Below are 19,872 nucleotides of genomic sequence, written 5' to 3'. Positions count from 1 at the left end.
CCGAAATACCACGACGCGGATCAATCAGGTATCGACGCGATCACACATACGGTCAACGGCGGTCGCAATGGAAGTGCGGCGCGCGGCGAGAACGACAGCCGCGCGCGCAACGTCCTCGACGCAGAATGATCGAGGACTTCAATCCTCTTGGGGCAGGAACTGTTTCGCGTATTCGTAGCCCTCGGTGCCTTCGGCCGCCGCCTTGGCGTAGACCAGATGTACGACACCGGTTTCGAAGGTGTTGGATGACAGCAGTTGCAGCGCAAGCGCGGAGTCGGTCTCCTCGAACAATCGCAGACCCTTGCGCACCGCGATCGGGTGTACCAGCAGGTGCAGTTCGTCCAACAACCCTGCCTCGAGCAATTGCCGCACGACCGATACCGATCCGCTGATGCCGATGGGCGAATCCCCCGGCTCGTTCTTCAGCGCGGCGACGCCCTCGAGCAGATCGCCCTTCAGCACCTCGGAATTGCGCCAGGTGAACGTGAGATCCTGATGTGAGACCACGATCTTGCGCGCGTCGCCGAGCTTCTTCGCCATCTCGGCGTCCACATCGCCCGCGAGTTCCCGCTCGGGCCACGCTCCGGCGAAGCCCTCATAGGTCTTGCGCCCCAACAGCAGCGTGTCCGCCGCGCCGAGCTGGCTGTCGACGGCGGTTGCCATCTCCTCGTTGAAGTACGGGAAGTGCCAGTCCTGCGGGTTCTCGACGACGCCGTCGAGTGCGATGAACAGTCCCGCGGTGATTGTCCGCATCGGTATCTCCTTGGTCGGTGCTTGCTGCGTCACCAGATCAGACGGGCCGGAGGTCGGATAATCATCGCTCGCCGCGAGCCACCTGATCGGGCGGTCGACGGCGGTGCAGTGCGAGCTGGAGTTCGAGCAGCAGACGGTCGGCGGGATCGGTGAGGTCCACCCCGATGATCTCCTCGACGCGGCGGATCCGGTAGCGCAGCGTATTCGGATGCACCTGCAGGGCAGTCGCGGCATTGCGCACATCGCCGTGTTCCCGCAGATAGGTCTCGACGCTCTCGCGCAGATTCGCGGAGTGCTTGCGGTCGTAGTCCAGCAACTTGTGCAGCCGCGGATCCTGCAGTTCCGGCCGGTCACCGAGGAGATCGAGGATTTCGCCGAGCAGCACCGCGGTACGCGAATCCGCCAGCGTGGTCACCCGGCCCTTCGGGTAGGTCGCCGCCGTGCTGTCGAGTACCCGGTCCACCTCGGCGCGCGCACCGGCGACATGGGCCAGATCCGGAATGGGACAGGCAATGGCAGCACGCAAGTCGAGCGCGCGCTTGGCTTCGAGCTGATCGACCAACTGGCGGGTCCATGCGGTCACCGCCTGCGCGGATCGGTACTGCGGCAGCAGCACGTAGACCCGGTCGCCGAGCACGCTGGTCACCGAATCGCCGCGAAATGAGCTGGCGCGCAAGCGAAGGATATTCCCGAGTGTCGCGGGCGACGGCGCGTTCTCACCGGATGTGAGCGCGAATCCGACCACCGCGGCCGGACCGGTCAGCGGCAGGTTCAACGCACTCGCGACCGTGGGCACATCGACCGTACCGCCGCCGGTCCCGAACAGCCGTTGGATCAGTAGTGCCTCGCTGGATGGTGCGTCCAGACTGCGCGATATGAGCCGGGCGGCGATGGCCGACGCACCGCGCAGGATCTCCGCGGCATCCGGTTTGAATGGTCGATCCCCCTGCTGCAACCAGATCGAGCCGAGCACCCGCGGCGCACTCCCCTCGGCATGCGCACGGATGCTCACCACCAGGCGTCGCTTGATATCGAGCTCCTCGTGCGCCGGGATGTCGATGACATCGTCGGTTCCGCGCAGCCGATCGAACACACCCCACTCGCGCAGCACCCGCAGATAGTCGCGCGGCCCCTCGCGGCCCAGGATCGAGAGCACCCGCAGTTGATCGGCGGTCTGATCCGAGGCCGAGTAGGCCAGCACATGCGATTGCGGGTCCTCGATGGAGACCATCCCACCGGCATTCTGCGCGACCATATGCGCCAGTCCGAACAGATCCAGGTCCGCGGCGATCAGCTCACCTTTCCTAGCCACGACCACTGCCCACTTTCATACGACTCGCCAATACGGTCATCCCATCTTTGTCCGCTTGTCCGATTCTGCGGGCAGTTTTGCCGTGTTGACTTCGGCTCACCCTCATACACCTGCAAGGAGGACTCATGGACGCCATCGTGTCCACGCCACGGCCGGTCAACGAGCCGGTCGGTACCTTCGCCCCGGGTAGCGCCGAACGCGCCCGTCTGCGGGCGAAACTGACCGAACTCGCGGCGACACCGACCGAGATCCACCATGTCATCGGCGGCGAACATCGCCACACCTCGGGCAAACCTATCGACGTCGTGCAGCCGCACAACCACGGCGCGGTACTCGGCACCCTCACCACGGCCGAGGCCCGCGATGTGCAAGACGCGATCGCGGCCGCCACCGCCGCGGCGCCCGGCTGGCGGGCGCTGTCATTCGAGGATCGCGCCGCGATCTTCCTGCGGGCCGCGGATCTGCTGTCGGGCCCGTGGCGCGAAACCATCGCCGCCGCAACGATGTTGGGGCAGTCCAAGACCGCGTACCAGGCCGAGATCGACGCGCCGTGCGAACTGGTCGACTTCTGGCGCTTCAATGTGCACTTCGCCCGGCAGATCCTGGCCGACCAGCCGATCTCGACCGCGGGTGTGTGGAACAAGGTGGAATACCGCCCGCTCGAGGGCTTCATCTATGCAATCACTCCGTTCAATTTCACCGCGATCGCGGGCAATCTGCCGACCGCGCCGGCCTTGATGGGCAATACGGTGCTGTGGAAGCCGTCACCTACCCAGGCAGTAGCCGCGTATTGGACGATGAAACTACTGGAGGCCGCTGGTCTGCCGCCCGGTGTCATCAATATGGTGCACGGCGCGGGACCGAGGATCTCCGACGTCGCGCTGACCGACCGGCGGCTGGCCGGCATCCATTTCACCGGTTCCACCGGGACGTTCCAGCATCTGTGGCGTTCGGTCGCGGCGAATATCGGCGACTACCACACCTATCCGCGTCTGGTCGGTGAGACCGGCGGTAAGGATTTCGTACTGGCGCACAGCTCCGCGGACCCGGATGTGCTGACCACGGCGCTGATCCGCGGCGCCTTCGACTACCAGGGCCAGAAGTGCTCGGCCGCCTCGCGCGCCTTCATCCCCAAGTCGGTGTGGGCCAAGATGGGCCGCGACCTCATCGATAAGGTCGGCACGCTGAGCTACGGCGATGTCACCGACTTCGCGCATTTCGGCGGTGCGGTCATCGATAAGCGCGCCTTCAACCGCAATGCCGACGCCATCGCCAGGGCCAAGGCCACCTCGGGCCTGACCATCGCGGCGGGCGGACATACCGACGACACCGTCGGATACTTCGTCGACCCGACCATCCTGCTCGGCGACGACCCCACCGACGAGGCATTCAGCAACGAATACTTCGGCCCGATACTCGCGATCCACGTCTACGACGATTCGGTCGCCGGATCCTTCGAATCGGCGCTGGAACTGGTCGACGGCGGTTCGGCCTACGGCCTGACCGGCGCGATCATCGCCGATGACCGCACCGCCGTTGCCGAAGCGACCGAGCGTCTGCGGTTCGCCGCCGGCAACTTCTACATCAATGACAAGCCGACCGGCGCGGTGGTCGGTCAGCAGCCCTTCGGCGGATCCCGTGCGTCGGGCACCAATGACAAGGCGGGCTCGCCGCAGAACCTGCTGCGCTGGACCTCCGCCCGCACCATCAAGGAGACGTTCGTTCCACCGACCGAACACACCTACCCGCACCAGGCACCCGAGGAGCACTGATGGCCATCTCCGGTCTGCTACGCCCCGCCATGCTCGCGGCCTCCCGGTCGCCACGGATGGAGCGCACCGTCACGCGGATGTCGACCACCAAGAAGCTGGTGGACCGCTTCGTCGCGGGCGCATCCGAGCCGAATGCGGTGACGGCCGTCGAAACTCTGCTGAACTCCGGTCGCTACATCACCGTCGACTATCTCGGCGAGGACACCACCGATATCGAGCAGGCGCGCAATACGGTCTCGCACTATCTGACACTGCTGTCGCTGCTGCGCGGTTCGGATACCGGATCTGTTGGGTCGCTGGAGGTTTCGCTCAAGCTCTCGGCGCTCGGTCAATCCCTGCCCATGGACGGTCACGCGATCGCCCGCGAGCACGCCCACCAGATCTGCACAGCCGCAGCGGATGCCGGCGTGCTGGTGACCATCGACGCCGAAGATCACACCACCACCGATTCGACCCTATCGATCGTGCGTGACCTGCGCGCCGACTTCCCGTCGCTCGGCACCGTACTGCAGGCCTATCTGCGCCGTACCGAGGCCGACTGCCGGGAGTTCTGCGGCCCCGGCTCGCGCATTCGCCTGTGTAAGGGCGCATATCGCGAACCCGCGTCGGTCGCGTACCAGAGCCGGGCCGAAGTCGACCAGTCCTATCTGGACTGTCTGCGGATCCTGATGAACGGCGACGGCTATCCGATGGTCGCCACCCACGATCCGGCGCTCATCGAGGCCGCGGGGGTATTCGCCACGGCCACCGGGCGCAAGTCCGCCGATTTCGAATTCCAGATGCTCTACGGCATCCGCGACGCCGAGCAGCGCCGATTGGTCTCCACAGAGCGGCACGTCCGTGTCTATGTGCCCTACGGCGATCAGTGGTACGGCTACTTCATGCGTCGCCTCGCCGAACGCCCCGCCAATATGGCGTTCTTCCTGCGCTCGCTGCGGCCCGGTAGCCAGCGCTGACCCTGCACTCGGCGGCCTTTGTCTGTTCAGTCGGACAAGGCCGCCGAACTTTATTTATCCAACTCGCCGATCACAGCACGTTCGTGGTCCGATTAGCTGAGTGCTGCTCAGAATGTGATCTGCGTTACGGCACCGTCGCGTATCGCAGAGGATGAAAGGAAGATCCATGTCCCTCGCGGAGTTGCGCAGCCAGATGTTGCGCCGCAAACCCCTCGGGCAGATCGAGGAGGAGACACCCGCCGACGAGCAACTGAAGCGGTCACTCGGCCTGTGGCAGCTCACGGCGATCGGCGTCGGCGGCATCATCGGCGCGGGCATCTTCGCCCTCGCCGGTTCGGTCGCGCACTCCGTCACCGGCCCCTCGGTACTCATCTCCTTCCTGATCGCCGGTGTCGCCAGCGCCTGCGCGGCGCTGTGCTACGCCGAATTCGCCGGGATGGTGCCGAAGGCCGGATCCGCCTATACCTACGGTTATGTCTCGCTCGGCGAGATCGCGGGCTGGTTCATCGGCTGGGATCTGCTGCTCGAGTACGTAGCGGTGGCCGCGGTCGTCGCGATCGGCGTCTCCGGATATTTCAAATTCCTGCTCGGGCAGATCGATATTTCGCTGCCCGATTGGATGATGGGCGCGCACGGCACCGGCGACGGCCGCGTCGTCGACCTCTTCGCCGTGCTGTTCTGTTTGGGTACGGCCTGGCTGCTCTCGCGCGGCATCAAGAGCGTCGGCCGCTTCGAAACCGTCGCGGTCGGTATCAAGGTCGCACTGGTGGTGCTGATCATCGTGCTCGGGGTCTTCCATATCGACTCCTCGAACTACACCCCGTACTTCCCCTTCGGCGCTGGCGCGGTCTGGACCGGTGCGGCCACCGTCTTCTTCGCCGTTTTCGGCTATGACGCGATGAGCACCGCCGCCGAGGAATCGGTCGACGGCAAGAAGCATCTGCCCAAGGCGATCATCTACTCGCTGGTCATCGCGATGGTGCTGTACGTGCTGGCCACCCTGGTGCTCACCGGTATGCAGAAGTACACCGAGATCAGCCCGACGAGCGGCTTCTCCACCGCCTTCGAATCGGTCGGCATGCCCGGCGTCGCGAATATCATCGCGATCGGCGCCATCATCGGCATCGTCACCGTGGTGCTCACCTTCATGCTCGGCGTGACCCGCGTCTGGTTCGCCATGAGCCGTGACGGACTGCTGCCCGAGTGGTTCGCCAAGACGCATCCGGTCCGCAAGGTGCCGACCCGGGTGACCTGGATCGTCGGCATCGGATCCGCGGCGATGGCCGGTCTGCTCGATATCACGGTGGTCGCCGAGTTGACCAATATCGGCATTCTGATGGCCTTCATCGTGGTCTCGGTCGCGGTGATGGTACTGCGCCGCACCCGGCCCGACCAGCCGCGCGCGTTCAAGCTGCCGCTCATGCCGGTGGTGCCGTTGGTCGGCATCGGCTTCTCGATCTACCTGATCTGGTCGCTGCCGTGGGAGACCTGGCTGCGGTTCGCGGTGTGGCTAGTGATCGGCCTTGCGGTGTACTTCGGGTACTCGCGGATGCATTCCAAGCTGGAGTCCGGCGAGGCGGACGTCACGTTGGCCAAGTAGACGCGAATCTGGTTGGGCGAGTGGACGATTGGCCACTCGCCCAATCCGCGTATGCGCACCCCATGACCGATACTCCGACAGCATCGGTCGATACAGAAACGGTGTTGGACAGGCATCAATCCAGCGCCATAACCTTCTGACACGTTCGAGCGGCAAGTGACCCATCCCACACATCCGCTCGCACCACAGGAGGACGCAATGTGCGAAAACAACGGTTCTGCGAGCATTTTCGACTACGCGAGCGAGATCGATGCCGCATGAATGATCATCGAATTCTCACAACCGGCGCGGGCGGCGGCATCGGCACGCTGATGCGCCCGCGCCTGCGACGCCCCGATCGCATACTGCGACTATTGGATCTGACCGAACTCCCCGCGCCGACCTCCGGTGAACGGGTCGAGATCGTCACTGGATCGCTCACCGATCCCGCCACCATGGCGGTGGCGTGTCGAGACGTGGACGCGATCATCCATCTGGGCGGGATTAGCCGAGAAGACAGCTGGGACAACATCCTTGCCGCCAATATCGACGGCACGCACACCGTATTGGAGGCGGCGCGGCAAGCCGGTGTGCCACGGGTGGTACTCGCGTCGAGCAACCATGCCGTCGGTTTCCGCGCGGTCGGCGCCGATCTCGTTGCCGGTGACGCCGCTGCCCGGCCCGATACCTATTACGGGGTCAGCAAAGTCGCGGTCGAGGCGCTGGGCAGTCTCTATCACTCTCGCTTCGGCATGGATGTGATCTGCGTTCGGATCGGTTCGTGTTTCGAGCGCCCGCACGATGCCCGCGGACTGTCGATGTGGTTGTCCCCCAACGATTGTGCGCGACTGTTCGAGGCCTGTCTGGCCGCCGAACGACCGGGTTACCGAGTGATCTGGGGCGTATCCGCCAATACCCGCGCGGTCGCATCCCTGCGCGAGGCCGAGGACCTCGGTTACCGCAGCGCGGATGACGCCGAACAGTTCGCCGCCGATATTTCCGCGGTCGCCGATCCCGGTCCCTGGCTGATCGGCGGACCATTCGTGGAAACTCCGCTGGGAAAACCGAATCCACTCTGAATTCAAGCACTTTGCTCCACCGCGAAAGAAGCGCAGCACAATGCAATTCAAGTCAATGACGACCGCGCCGAAATCGGCGCTCGCTTCCAATGTCAAATTTCTCTATTTCTTCGGCGCCCTCGGCGGCATCCTGTTCGGTTACGACCTCGGGGTCATCTCCGGGGTGTTGTTGTTCATCAAGAAGTCCTGGCACCTGTCCTCGGTGACACAGGGTGTGATCGGCGGCTGCCTGGCCGCCGGGGCGGTGATCGGCGCGGCCGTCGCCGGACGGATCACCGATCGGCTCGGGCGACGGCGCACCATCATGCTTGCTGCCGCGGTCTTCGCCGTCGGCGCGCTGGGCTGTGCGCTGGCACCCAATGTCGCCGTGCTGGTGGTGGCGCGCTTCATCACTGGGATCGCGGTGGGATGTTCGTCGGCCACCGTACCGACCTATCTGTCCGAACTCGCCCCGACCAGGGCACGCGGCGCGCTGTCGACGTTGAACCAGTTGATGATCGTCTCCGGCATCCTGATCGCCTACATCGTGGACTGGGCGCTGTCCGGATCCGGCAACTGGCGGATGATGTTCGCGGTCGCCACGATTCCCGCGGTGGCGCTGCTGGCGGGCATGTCGGTATTGCCGGAGACGCCGCGCTGGCTGGTGCACGCCGGGCGGGATGCGGAAGCGCGCGCCGTACTGGCTGGCACGCACCGCGCCGAGGAGATCGAATCCGAGCTCAGCAGCATCCGCTCGGTCATTCAATCGGATGAGCAGCAGAAGGGGCGGCTGCGCGATCTGCTCGCGCCGTGGGCGCGTCCGGCTCTGGTCGTGGCGCTTATTCTCGCTGTCGGACAACAGTTCTCGGGTGTCAATGCCGTGAACGTCTACGCACCGACCATGTTCAAGGATCTCGGCTTCGGAAATTCGACCTCCCTGTTGGCTTCCATCGTGCTCGGCGCGATCAAGGTGGCATTCACGGCCTGGGTGATCTTCGTTGTCGACCGCTGGGGCCGAAAGCCGTTGCTATTGCTCGGCAATGTTTGTATGGCCTCGTCATTATTCCTGCTCGGCGCCATCGTCATCGGCGTACACAATCACACCGTTACCGGCATCACGACACTGATCCTGCTCAATGTCTACCTCGCGGGTTACGAATTGGGTTGGGGCGCGGTGGTATGGGTGATGATGGCGGAGATCTTCCCGCTGCGGGTGCGCGGGGTCGGCATGGGTGTCGGCAGTGTGGTGCTCTGGAGTTCGACCTTCGCCATCACCTTCTTGTTCCCGGTGATGAACGACCATCTCGGACTCGGCTATTCGGCCTGGATCTTCGCCGGCGTCAGCGTGGTGATGTTCCTGCTGGTGCAGCGGTTCGTGCCGGAGACCAACGGGCGCAGCCTGGAACAGATCGAGTTGGACTTGCGAGCCCGAGTCAGCGGTGGATCCGCCGAGACGGCGTGAGCATGGCCCACGCCGTTTATGTCTCGAATGCCGACAGTCGCGAAATCTCCGTGCTGCGACTCGACGACGACGGTGTGCTGACATTCGTCGAATCGCAGCCGGTGAACGGCACAGTGATGCCCATGGCGATGAGCCCGGACCACCGGTACCTCTACGCATCGCTGCGCTCGGACCCCTTCGCGGTGGCGGTGTTCGCCACTGATCCGGCAACGGGGCGGCTGACACCGCTGTCGACCGCTCCGCTGCCGGACAATATGGCCTATCTTTCGACGGATCGGAGCGGGCGGTTTCTGCTCAGCGCGTCGTATTCGGGCGATAAGATCGCCGTCAATCCGATAGCGCCCGACGGCAGCGTCGCACCACCGGTCGAGGTGAAATCGACACCGCCGCACGCTCATTCGATTGTGACCGATCTGTCGAACCGGTATCTGTTCGCCGCGGCGCTCGGCGGCGATGTGATCCTGCAGTACCGCTTCGACGCCGAAACCGGGCGGCTCACACCGAATCAGCCGCCACACGTCGAGACCGCAGCAGGGGCGGGTCCGCGACATCTCGTCTTTCATCCGGACGGATCGCTCGCCTACGGGACGAACGAGCTGGACGGCACCGTGAACACCTACCGCTTCGAATCCGCAACGGGCACACTCTCATTAATCGCCTCGGCCGCGGCGATGCCGTCCGGGGACGGTCCACCGTGGACATCGGAACTACGCCTGACCCCGAACGGCCGCTATCTGTATGTGGCCGAACGGACGTCGAGCACGCTCACCGGATTCCGGATCGACCCGGCGGCCGGGCTGCTCGAGCCGCTCGGACACACACCGACCGAGGCCCGACCGCGCGGATTCGCCATCGATCCGAGTGGGCGATTTCTGGTGGCCGCCGGTCAGCTGTCCCATGGCGTCACCAGCTACGCCATCGGTCCCGAGACCGGCTCGCTCACCCCGCGACATCGGCTCGCCGTCGGCCTCGACCCCAACTGGGTCGAAATCGTCGACCTCCGATGAATACCTTTCAGGTATCGGTTGATGCTGAATTAGCGTTGGACGAGTATCACCAGCGAGTCATAGCCTGCGGATAAGGCAATCTGCGGGCGAGGCGGAGTGCACGCCGCAACGCAGGAGGAAACCATGTCGATACTGTCGCTGGAGCAGGTCCGCGGCTTCGTCACGGTGGCCGAGGAGGGCAATTTCCGCCGGGCGGCCGAGCGCCTGCAGATGACACAGCCGCCGCTGAGCCGCCAGATCCAGAAACTGGAACGCGATATCGGTGTCGAACTCTTCGATCGCACCCAGCGGCAGGTCCAACTGACCCCGGCCGGGGAGGTCTTCCTGACCGAGGCGCGCCGCCTACTGGCCATGGCCAGCGCGGCGCCCGGCACCGCCCGTCTCGTCGCCGCGGGCGGGGCTGGTACGGTCCGGATCGGTTTCACCGCAGCCTCGGGTTTCGGCTTCCTGGGACGGTTCCTCAATCACATCGAGGCCGGGCTGGATCGCGTCGAGGTGGTATTGCGCGAGATGGTGAGCTCGGATCAATTCGAGAACCTGCGCAGCGGCAGCCTCGATCTCGCGCTGGCTCGCCCGCCCTTCGATCGCACCGAATTCGATTCGCGGGTGGTGCATTCCGAAGGATTGATGCTGGCCGTTCCGCAACAGCACACGTTGGCCGCGGACGGTCCGATCGCGATCGAGGAGCTGGGCGGCGAGACGCTGCTGGTGTACGCGCCGGGACCAGCACGCTATTTCGCCGATCTGGTCTCGGGCATCCTCGCCGCCGTGCCCTACACCGCCACCCATGAATTGACCCAGGTGCACACCATGCTCGCACTGGTGGCCGCCGGACGCGGCCTGGCCCTCGTCCCCGAAACGTCCACCCATCTGCATCCCGACGGCGTGCGGTTCCGACCGCTCGACGGCGTCGAGGAATCCGTTGTCCTGCACGCGGTCTGGCGGCGCGAATGCGCTAATCCGGCACTGCACCGAGTGATCGAACTACTCGATTCGCTGCCGCCCGCTCCCTGAGAGGAACCACATGTCACATCTGTCCGCGGATGAGTTGGGCCCCGCGCTGGGGCGCGGTCTATTGTCCTTCCCCGTCACGCATTTCGACGCCGGCCTGGCCTTCGACGAGGCCGCCTACCGCAAACATATTGCCTGGCTCGCCCAATACGAGGTGGCCGGTCTGTTCGCGGCGGGCGGCACGGGTGAGGGCTTCTCCCTGACACCGCCCGAGATCGATCACGTGGTGCGGGCCGCGGTCGCCGAGACCGGCGGCAAGATCCCGGTAGTCGCACCGGCGACCGCGGGTACCGCGGCGGCGATCGAACAGGCCCGTTCCGCCGAATCCGCTGGGGCCGAGGGCATTTTGCTGATGCCGCCATATCTGACCGAGGCCGGTCCGGACGGGCTGGTCGAACATGTCGCCGCCATCTGCGCGGCCACCTCGCTCGGCGTCATCTTCTACAGCCGCGCCAACGCCACCTGCAATGACGTCACCCTGGCCAGGATGGCCGAGCGCTGCCCGAATCTGGTGGGATTCAAGGACGGTGTCGGCAATATCGAGACGATGACCCGGATCTACGCCCGGCTCGGCGACCGGCTCACCTATATCGGCGGACTGCCGACAGCGGAGACCTTCGCCCTCCCCTATACCGAAATGGGTGTCACCACATACTCTTCCGCGATCTTCAACTTCGCGCCGGAGTTCGCGCTCGACTTCTATCGCGCGGTGCGGGCCCGCGACCGCGACGAGGTCTACCGGCGGTTGCGCGACTTCGTCATCCCGTACCTGGATATCCGTGACCGTGGACCCGGATATGCGGTCTCGATCGTCAAGGCCGGGCTGCGGGCCATCGGACGCCCGGCCGGTCCGGTACGGCCACCGCTGACCGATCTCACCGAGTCCGAACTGGCCGAACTGACCGCTCTGGTCGACACGATCGCATGAGCAGCGTTATGCCCAGCGCGGCCGCCCTCGACCGGATCACCGACGTCACCATCTCCTCGGTGACGCTGCCCTCGCCCACCGGGATCAGCGACCCGGCGCGCGCCTGGACCGTCGCCGAATACGCCGTGCAGGCGTAACCACTACCTTCAGGAGCCCTTATGGACACCACCCCGGACGAGCTACAGCGGATCATCACCGCGGCGGCCGAGGCCACCGGTCACCTTGCCGACACCACGCCCACCGAACGGGCTCAGTGGCTCACCCGGATCGCGGATGCCCTGGATGCCGCGGCCGACGAGCTCGTCCCACTCGCCGCGGCGGAAACACATCTGCCCGAAACACCGCGCCTGCGTGGCGAATTGACCCGCACCACCTTTCAGTTGCGCCTGTTCGCCGAAGTACTGGCCGATGGCGAATTCCTCGCCGCCACCGTGGATCACGCCGATCCGAGTTGGCCGATGGGACCGCGACCCGATATTCGGCGCAGCCTGGTCCCCATCGGAGCAACGCTCGTCTTCGCCGCGAGTAACTTCCCCTTCGCGTTCAGCGTCGCGGGCGGCGATACCGCCGCGGCGCTGGCCGCGGGATGTCCCGTTGTCCTCAAGGCACATCCGGGCCACCCACGGCTGTCCGACCGGACCGGCGAGATCGTGCGCGACGCATTGACCACGGCCGGTGCCCCAGCGGGCGCCTTCGCGGTCATCCACGGCGTCGACGCGGGCATTGCCGCACTGCGCCACCCGGATATCGCCGCCGCGTCGTTCACCGGGTCGCTGGCAGGTGGCCGGGCGCTGTTCGATATCGCATCGTCACGGCCACGCCCGATCCCGTTCTACGGCGAACTCGGCAGCGTCAATCCGGTGGTGGTCATGCCCGGTGCGGTGCGCGTACGCGGACAGCAGATCGTCGACGGCTTCGTCGGATCGTTCACCCTCGGCGCTGGACAGTTCTGCACCAAACCCGGTGTGCTGCTGTTGCCTTCGGGCCATGATCTCACTGACGCGCTGGCCGCCGCGGTCGCCGCCGTGCCGGGACAGCGTTTACTCAACGAGCACATCGTCAATGGTTTCCGATCGCGCGTGACGACCCTGCGCGAATACCCCTCCGTCATCGCGATTTCGGCCCCCGCCATCGATGAAGATCTGCTCGCCCCCACCTTGCTGAGCGTGCCCGCCACCGACTTCCTCGCCGCCGGAGAAGCCCTGCAGGCGGAATGCTTCGGCCCTGCGGCACTCGTCGTCGAGTACGCGAATCCCGTTGAGCTGGAACATGTTCTGCACCAGCTCGAACCCGGCCTCACCGCGACCATCGTGGCGGAGGACACCGAGGTCGATGACGTGCGCCAACTGCTGCCCGCCCTCACCGGACTCGCCGGTCGACTGCTGTGGAACGACTGGCCAACCGGTGTCACCGTCAGCTGGGCCCAACAGCACGGCGGCCCGTACCCCGCGACGACCGCACCGACCACGACCTCGGTGGGAACCGCCGCCATCGCCCGCTTCCTGCGGCCGATCGCCTGGCAGGGCTTCCCGGACCGCCTGCTTCCGCCCGCCCTGCGCGAAGCCAATCCCTGGCGGCTGCCGCGCCGCATCGACGGAAAGCGAGACTGAGATGTCCCCCGTTATCACCGATGTTCGACTGACCCCGATCCTCATCGCCGACGCTCCCCTACTCAATGTCGGTGGCGTGCACCAGCCGTATACGCCGCGACTGATCGTCGAGATCGAAACCGACAGCGGCGCTTGGGGTCTCGGGGAAACCTACGGCGACCGCGTCTACCTCGATCGCGCGGCCGACCTTGCCCCACAATTGATCGGCATGCCGGTCGCCGCGATCAACACCATCCGCCTGCTCGGTGCGAACGCCAGCGGAGAGGTGCTGATCGACAACCCGATCGCGGGCGGGCTGCGCGGTACCCTCACCACCGATAAGGTCCGCCTCAGCGTGGTGTCGGCCTTCGAATCCGCCGCACTCGACGCCCATGGTCGTGAACTCGGCCTGCCGGTCCACGCCTTACTCGGCGGCAAGGTCCGCGACCGTGTCGACTACTCCGGCTACCTGTTCTACAAATGGGCCGAACATCCGGTCCCCGACGCCCCGACCGACGAATGGGGCGAGGTCATCGATCCCGACGGAGTCGTCCGCCTCGCCGAAAAGTTCACTGCCCATGGCGGATTCCGCTCGTTCAAACTCAAGGGCGGCGTATTCCCGCCCGAGGAGGAAGTCGCCGCGATCGAAGCACTGGCCAAGGCATTTCCGGATCATCCGCTGCGGCTGGATCCCAACGGCGGTTGGTCGCTGGCCAGCGCAGCGACTGTCGCCGAACAACTTTCGGGGGTCGTCGAATATCTGGAAGACCCCACCGCCCGCCGCGAGGATATGGCCGAAGTGCATCGTCGCACCGGAATGCCCTTGGCCACCAATATGATCGTCACCTCGATCGAGGAGGTGCGGCCCGCCTTCGATATCGATGCCGTCCAGATCGTGCTCTCCGACCATCACTTCTGGGGCGGACTATTCGCCACTCGCGACCTGGCCGCCGTCTGCCACGCCTACGGCAAAGGCGTCAGCATGCACTCCAACACCCACCTCGGAATCAGCCTGGCAGCAATGACCCACGTGGCCGCCACCGTCCCCGAGTTGACCTACGCCTGCGACACCCACTACCCATGGCAGCCCGAGGATGTGATCGTCGAACCGATCGTCTTCGACGAGGGGGCCGTCACCGTCCCCGACACACCCGGCCTCGGTATCCAACTCGACCCGGACGCACTCGCACGCCTCCATCACCGCTGGAAAACCTTGCCGCAGTGGCACAATCGCGATGACATCGCAGGCATGCGCCTGCTCGATCCGACCTACCGGGCGCCGAGCTCACCCAAATACTGAGGCGATGTCTCGATTACCTGTCGGCGAGTTGGTCGAGGACATTCCGGGCGTCCGGGTCGAGGGTGATCCGACTTGCGGTGAGATCGTCGTCGAGGTGGTCAGGTTTCCGAATATTCCGCGATACCGGGAACCACCTCGGTGAGGAATTTCCGTAACTGCGATTCCACGCGTTCGGGTGCAACCCGATCCAGGAATGCGTCGGTCTTGTCATCGAATGCGATATCAAAACCGATCTGTTCGTCAATCCTCACGATGATTCGTCCGCTTTTATCGCTTTTGGTTCCCAACGTGACGGCGACCTCATCCTCCCAGTGCTACCGTGCCGTATATTCTGCGCTGCAGTTACCGTCGGTAACCTTCTGATCCGATCCGCGGTTGAGAATGCTGATTGCCAGCGTGATCCGCCCGGGTTGGGGGTAAATAACGGTAGATAACGTGTTGTCGCTACCGCGAACCTGCGCGGAGATGCCTGCTTGCCCCTTTTCGCCGGTATCGAGGTTGGTCCAGGCGACACTGAATTTTTGGTAGTACTCGGTCTCCGACTGCGCGTCGGTATGTAGCGCCAGTTCGATCGACCCGTTTCCGTTGGATGCGGCAAACGCGTCGCTAGATCCCTGAATGGCGAGGTCGTTCGGTGTCGGATATTCGATCGTACACAGTTTGTCCCCCAGGGTGTCCGGGGCCGCATATCCCGACGCACTGGTGATAACCGCGGAGCAGGCATACGATACCGTTGCCAGCGCCAAAAGGGCAGCGTGCGTGCGCTTCTTCACCAAATCCTCCTGATACTGCCTCATGGTGTCATATGAGGCTTATCCCAATAGTTCGCAATCTCCGGCGAGAGTAGAGGATGAGCGGCTGAGTGTCCATTTACGCTGCGTAACAAGGGGATTCGGGATCCCGGACGAACCCGCGCCAGGCTATCTCGGGAAGTAGAGCGCGCAGATCGAATCGACATGATCCCTCGTCCCGGTGGCAGTTCCAATCCACACGGAGACATCGCCTTTCATGCAACCAACCATAGATGCCGCACGGAAACCCTGGACAGGTTCGCTGACACATCCGCCCTGGTCGTGGTGGCCGCACTGACCGTGGTCCGGCTGCCGAATGCCCGACCGAGAAGTCACCCACTTGCGCGCTCGGCCCGGCGAGCCAAGTCCTTGCGGCCCAACACATCCTGGCGCCTCGGGGCTTTTAGAACTCGTCAGGGCATCCGCACGAACCTCTCGTGTGAAGTACCGCTTCGAGATTCACCACGCCGGGCCGGAGCGTGTGGTCGTCGAGTTGTTGCAGCAGCAGGTCGACGGCGGTCTCGCCCATGAGACGGGTGGGTTGGACCATGGTGGTCAGGCCAGGGCGGGTATAGCGGGAGTACTCGATTCCGTCGAAGGCGACGACCGCGAGGTCGTCGGGCACCCGCAGCCCGGCATCGTAGGCGGCGCGCAGCATACCCATCGCCTGGAGGTCGCTGGTCACGAATACCGCGGTGGGGCGCCGCGAGTCGGCCATGAGGCCGGCCAGTGCGCGGTAGCCAGCGGCACCGCCGAAATCCGTTCGCACGATGCGCCCTTCGGGCAGTCCGGCGGCCGCCAGCGCAGTGCGGTAGCCCTGCACGCGATCCTCGGCAGTCGACACATGCGGGCCGCTCAGGCAGGCGATATTGCGGTGACCGTGCCCGATGAGATGTGCGACGGCCTGCTGCGCACCCGCGACCGAATCACACATCACATGCGCGCAACGCGCCGGGTCGATGACACGGTCCAGCGCTACCAACACCATTCCGGCCTCCTCGCACGCGTCGGCGACGCCGGTCTCCCACGATGACGAAATCGCGAGCAGCCCTTCGACTCTGCGATCGATGAAGGTGCGCACGTAGGCGCGTTCACGTTCCTGGTCGCCGGCCGCATTGCCGACGAACAGCGGATATCCCCGTGCGAAGGCGGCTGCCTCGATGACCGCGGACAGTTCGGCGAAGAACGGGTTGGCCCCGTCGGGGATCACCATGCCGAGCGCGTGCCCGCGATTCATGCGCAGGCTGCGCGCGGACATATTGGGCCGGTAGCCGAGTTCGGCGATGGCGGCCTCGATGCGGGCCCTGGTCGCGGGCGCGACCTGCCGCGGACCTCCGTTGAGCACGTAGCTCACCAGCGCCGGTGATGTACCGGCGAGCCGCGCCACGTCGGCTCGTGTGACTGCCATCCGAAATCTCTCCTTGCTCCGACCGTCCATCCAAGCACTCCGCACTAGGACTTGACAGCTGGTGACTCGGGTCACACACTACTCATCAACTCGCGTTGATCAACACGAGTTGATACTGAGACGGATAGGTCGAACTGACGATGAATGCTCGATTCAGGCGTGCAATGGCGCCGCTTGTCCTCATCGGCGCGCTCGCCGCCGCTGCCTGCGGTCGCGGTGGTCAGGACGCGGGCGACGGCGATTTCAAGATCGCCATCGTTACCCGGAACTTCACCAACCCCTATTGGGCGGCCTTGCGCGACGGCGCCCTCGCGGAGGGGCAACGGCTCGGTGTGAAGGTCACGGTGCAGGCCGGGCAGTCCGAGACCGATGCCGACGGTGAGAACGCCCAGATCTCGACCTTGGCCGCGCAGGGCTATGACTGCTTCGGCGTGGTGCCGGTCAACGCGACGAATGTGATCACGCCGCTCACGCCGGTGGCGCGCAAGAACATCCCGATCCTCGACCTCGACACCCAAATCGACGCGAAGGCCTCTGAGCAGGCCGGGGTGTCCTACGCGAGCTTCATCGGTTCGGACAATCTCGATGCCGGTCGCATCGCCGGTCAGCATATGCTCGACGCGCTCGGTGGCACCGGCAAGATCGCCATCCTGCAGGGCATCGCGGGCGAGCAGAACGGCATCAACCGCGACAAGGGCTTCACCGACACCGTCGCGGGCAAGCTCGACATCGTGCAGAAGGCGCCCGCCGACTACGAACAAGATAAGGGTTTGCAGGTCACCGAGGCGATCCTGAAGGCGCACCCCGACATCACCGGCATTTTCGCCGCCAACGACACCATGGGCTTGGGCGCCGCACAGGCGATCAAGAACGCGGGCAAGACCGGCCAGATCAAGGTGATCTCCGTCGACGGCATCCAGGCCGCCCTCGACGCCGTCAAGGCGGGCACCCTGACCGGCACGGTGACCCAATACCCCTATGCCGAAGGACAACTCGCGGTCCAGAGCTGCCTGGCCCAACACCAGGGCAAGAAGCTGCCCGAGCGGGTGGTCTCGCCCATCGCCTTCATCGGCAAAGACAATGTCGAGCAGCAGATCTCGGCGTTCCCGCGTCCGATCGTCGCATTCGACAACCCAGTGGAAGGGCTGCTGAACAAGTGACAGCCGTGGCACCCGCCGAGCCCCGGGCGCGTGAGGGGCGCACGGAGATCCTCGCCAAGGTCGCCGAATTCGCGGCACCGCTGGCCCTGGTCGTGCTGTGGGTGGCGTTCTTCATCGCCACCCCGGACTTCCTGACGGCGGACAATATCGGCGATCTGCTGGTCGCCTCGACGATCCTGACCGTGCTGGCACTCGGCCAGCAGTTCGCGATCACCGTGGGCGGCATCGATCTGTCGGTCGGCGCCAATCTCCCATGGGCGGCAGCCGTTCTCGGCTACCTGGCGAGCCACGGCTACCCGATGGCGGTCGCCATCGCGGCGGCCGTCCTCAGCGGGCTGGCGGTCGGCGTCGTGAACGGTGTGCTGATCGGCCGCCTGCACATGACCGACTTCGTCGTCACACTCGGCATGCTCAGCGTGCTCAATGGCATCACGCTGCTGCTGACGCACGGCAATACCGAAGCCGTGAGTTCCAGCTTCCTGCAACGACTCGCACTGGACGGCATCGGACCGGTGCGCTGGTTCTGGCTCATGGCATTGGTGGCGGCGCTGGTCGTGGCCGGGATCATCTTCCGCACCCGGATCGGCACCCACCTGCTCGCCACCGGCGGGCGCCTGGAGGCCGCGCGCGACACCGGCATCTCGGTGAACCGGATCCGGCTGTTCGCCTATGCCATGTCCGGATTGCTGTGTGGCATAGCCGGTGTCATGCTGGTCGCCCGCAACGGCGGCGCGGATCCGTCGCTGCAGACCACCTATCTGCTGAGCTCGATCGCCGCGGTGGTGCTCGGTGGTTCGTCGCTGTCCGGCGGCAAGGCGTCGGTGCTCGGCACCGTCTGCGGTGCGGTGCTGTTCACCTCGCTGATCAACGGGTTCACCATTCTCGGCATCTCGCAGTACTACCAGCCGGTCGCCGTTGGCGCGGTGCTGCTGCTGGCCGCCGGGATCGCCCGGTTCCGAAAGTAGGCCAAGGATATGACGATTCCACTGCTCGAGGCGCGCGAGCTCACCAAGTCGTTCGACTCGGTCCGCGCGCTGGCCGGGGTCACGCTGACGATTCCGGAGGGTGAGGTCACCGCCCTGGTCGGCGATAACGGCGCGGGCAAGTCGACACTGGTGCGCTGCCTCACCGGCGTGCAGGCACCGGATACCGGGCACATCCTGTTCAAGGGCGAACCGGTGCGACTGCGTTCGCCCGAGGACGCGCGCAAAATGGGCATCGAGACGGTGTATCAAGATCTCGCCCTCATCGACGATCTGGCGGTGTGGCAGAACCTATTTCTGAACCGGGAGCTGGTGTATCCACTCGGCATTGTCAATCGCAGGGCGATGATCGCCCGCAGCGGCGATATCCTGCGCGATCTGGACGTCGACGTACCCTCGGTGCGCACCACCGTGCGCAGGATGAGCGGCGGCCAACGCCAGAGCATCGCCATCGCCCGTGCGGTGGCCTGGGGCAAATCCATGGTGATCATGGACGAGCCCACCGCCGCGCTCGGCGTGCGGGAGACCGCAGCGGTCGAGAAGCTGGTGCGCGGGCTGCGCGACCGCGGGATCACCGTCTTGATCATCAGCCACGACCTGGCACAGGTCATGCGGATCTGCGACAACGTGGTGGTGCTGCGACGCGGCAGATCCGTTGCCACGCACCGGATCGACGAGGTGGACGGCGACCGGCTGGTCGCACTGATCACCGGTGCCGCACCCGGCAATCTGGAGATCACCGAGACCGGAGCCGACTCGTGAGCGAGCGTCAGCGAGTGAACCATCGACACAGTGCGCAGTCG

18 protein-coding genes and 1 pseudogene are annotated in these 19,872 nt (G+C 65.2%); 14 read left to right on the top strand and 5 right to left on the bottom strand.

Annotated elements, in window-relative coordinates; all coding sequences use genetic code 11:
- Positions 1-138 precede the first annotated feature (138 nt).
- Positions 139-753 (bottom strand): dihydrofolate reductase family protein, encoded by a 615-nt coding sequence (locus ACQP1G_RS15850; RefSeq protein WP_433204378.1) that lies wholly within the window; start codon positions 751-753, stop codon positions 139-141.
- 61 nt (positions 754-814) lie between these two features.
- A pseudogene (locus ACQP1G_RS15845) lies at positions 815-2,050 on the bottom strand (PucR family transcriptional regulator); the annotation flags it as partial.
- 140 nt (positions 2,051-2,190) lie between these two features.
- Here ACQP1G_RS15845 and pruA point away from each other — a divergent pair.
- From pruA to ACQP1G_RS15790, 11 genes are all read left to right on the top strand, one after another.
- Positions 2,191-3,837: an L-glutamate gamma-semialdehyde dehydrogenase gene (gene pruA, locus ACQP1G_RS15840; protein WP_433204375.1), complete on the top strand. Its 1,647-nt coding sequence runs from the start codon at positions 2,191-2,193 to the stop codon at positions 3,835-3,837.
- Positions 3,837-4,793, top strand: a complete 957-nt coding sequence (locus tag ACQP1G_RS15835) for a proline dehydrogenase family protein (RefSeq protein WP_433204372.1) — start codon at positions 3,837-3,839, stop codon at positions 4,791-4,793. The genes pruA and ACQP1G_RS15835 overlap by 1 nt, the downstream gene beginning before the upstream one ends.
- Before the next feature lie 166 nt (positions 4,794-4,959).
- Entirely contained in the window at positions 4,960-6,393 is a 1,434-nt protein-coding gene (locus ACQP1G_RS15830) for an amino acid permease (protein ID WP_433204369.1), read from the top strand.
- Between the two features lie 257 nt (positions 6,394-6,650).
- Positions 6,651-7,451: an NAD-dependent epimerase/dehydratase family protein gene (locus ACQP1G_RS15825; protein ID WP_433204366.1), complete on the top strand. Its 801-nt coding sequence runs from the start codon at positions 6,651-6,653 to the stop codon at positions 7,449-7,451.
- A 40-nt stretch (positions 7,452-7,491) separates the two neighbouring features.
- Positions 7,492-8,892: a sugar porter family MFS transporter gene (locus ACQP1G_RS15820; protein WP_433204363.1), complete on the top strand. Its 1,401-nt coding sequence runs from the start codon at positions 7,492-7,494 to the stop codon at positions 8,890-8,892.
- 2 nt (positions 8,893-8,894) lie between these two features.
- Positions 8,895-9,899 (top strand): lactonase family protein, encoded by a 1,005-nt coding sequence (locus ACQP1G_RS15815; RefSeq protein WP_433204360.1) that lies wholly within the window; start codon positions 8,895-8,897, stop codon positions 9,897-9,899.
- Positions 9,900-10,022: 123 nt separating this feature from the next.
- A complete protein-coding gene (locus ACQP1G_RS15810) occupies positions 10,023-10,913 on the top strand; it encodes a LysR family transcriptional regulator (protein WP_433204357.1) in 891 nt (296 codons plus the stop codon).
- A 10-nt stretch (positions 10,914-10,923) separates the two neighbouring features.
- Entirely contained in the window at positions 10,924-11,838 is a 915-nt protein-coding gene (kdgD, locus tag ACQP1G_RS15805; protein WP_433204354.1) for a 5-dehydro-4-deoxyglucarate dehydratase, read from the top strand.
- Positions 11,835-11,975 carry a hypothetical protein gene (locus tag ACQP1G_RS15800; protein WP_433204351.1) on the top strand — a complete coding sequence of 47 codons (141 nt, stop codon included), beginning with the start codon at positions 11,835-11,837 and terminating at the stop codon, positions 11,973-11,975. The genes kdgD and ACQP1G_RS15800 overlap by 4 nt, the downstream gene beginning before the upstream one ends.
- A gap of 21 nt (positions 11,976-11,996) precedes the next feature.
- On the top strand, positions 11,997-13,448 hold the full coding sequence (locus ACQP1G_RS15795) for an aldehyde dehydrogenase (NADP(+)) (RefSeq protein WP_433204348.1): 1,452 nt from the start codon (positions 11,997-11,999) through the stop codon (positions 13,446-13,448).
- Position 13,449: 1 nt separating this feature from the next.
- The gene (locus ACQP1G_RS15790) at positions 13,450-14,727 is read left to right on the top strand and encodes a glucarate dehydratase family protein (RefSeq protein WP_433204346.1); all 1,278 of its coding nucleotides are present in this window, start codon (positions 13,450-13,452) and stop codon (positions 14,725-14,727) included.
- A 98-nt stretch (positions 14,728-14,825) separates the two neighbouring features.
- On the opposite strand, the gene ACQP1G_RS15785 is transcribed toward ACQP1G_RS15790, so the two are convergent.
- The 3 genes from ACQP1G_RS15785 to ACQP1G_RS15775 all read right to left on the bottom strand — a co-directional run bounded on the left by ACQP1G_RS15785 (position 14,826) and on the right by ACQP1G_RS15775 (position 16,926).
- Entirely contained in the window at positions 14,826-14,978 is a 153-nt protein-coding gene (locus ACQP1G_RS15785; RefSeq protein ID WP_433204343.1) for a hypothetical protein, read from the bottom strand.
- Between the two features lie 63 nt (positions 14,979-15,041).
- Entirely contained in the window at positions 15,042-15,500 is a 459-nt protein-coding gene (locus ACQP1G_RS15780; protein ID WP_433204340.1) for a hypothetical protein, read from the bottom strand.
- Positions 15,501-15,921: 421 nt separating this feature from the next.
- Positions 15,922-16,926, bottom strand: coding sequence for a LacI family DNA-binding transcriptional regulator (locus ACQP1G_RS15775; RefSeq protein WP_433204337.1), 1,005 nt, complete (start codon positions 16,924-16,926; stop codon positions 15,922-15,924).
- A gap of 164 nt (positions 16,927-17,090) precedes the next feature.
- On the opposite strand from ACQP1G_RS15775, the gene ACQP1G_RS15770 reads away from it, so the two are divergent.
- Genes ACQP1G_RS15770 through ACQP1G_RS15760 form a run of 3 tightly spaced genes read left to right on the top strand, consistent with a single transcriptional unit; the run spans position 17,091 to position 19,831 of the window.
- On the top strand, positions 17,091-18,086 hold the full coding sequence (locus ACQP1G_RS15770; RefSeq protein ID WP_433204334.1) for a sugar ABC transporter substrate-binding protein: 996 nt from the start codon (positions 17,091-17,093) through the stop codon (positions 18,084-18,086).
- The gene (locus ACQP1G_RS15765; RefSeq protein ID WP_433204331.1) at positions 18,083-19,051 is read left to right on the top strand and encodes an ABC transporter permease; all 969 of its coding nucleotides are present in this window, start codon (positions 18,083-18,085) and stop codon (positions 19,049-19,051) included. Before ACQP1G_RS15770 ends, ACQP1G_RS15765 begins: the two co-directional genes overlap by 4 nt.
- Before the next feature lie 9 nt (positions 19,052-19,060).
- Positions 19,061-19,831 carry an ATP-binding cassette domain-containing protein gene (locus tag ACQP1G_RS15760; RefSeq protein WP_433204328.1) on the top strand — a complete coding sequence of 257 codons (771 nt, stop codon included), beginning with the start codon at positions 19,061-19,063 and terminating at the stop codon, positions 19,829-19,831.
- The last annotated feature ends 41 nt before the right edge of the window (positions 19,832-19,872 follow it).

Source organism: Nocardia sp. CA-107356, from assembly GCF_050946365.1.
Taxonomy (GTDB): Bacteria; Actinomycetota; Actinomycetes; order Mycobacteriales; family Mycobacteriaceae; genus Nocardia.
The sequence above is the reverse complement of the archived record's forward strand: the minus strand, read 5'-3'. Positions and strand labels throughout refer to the sequence as shown.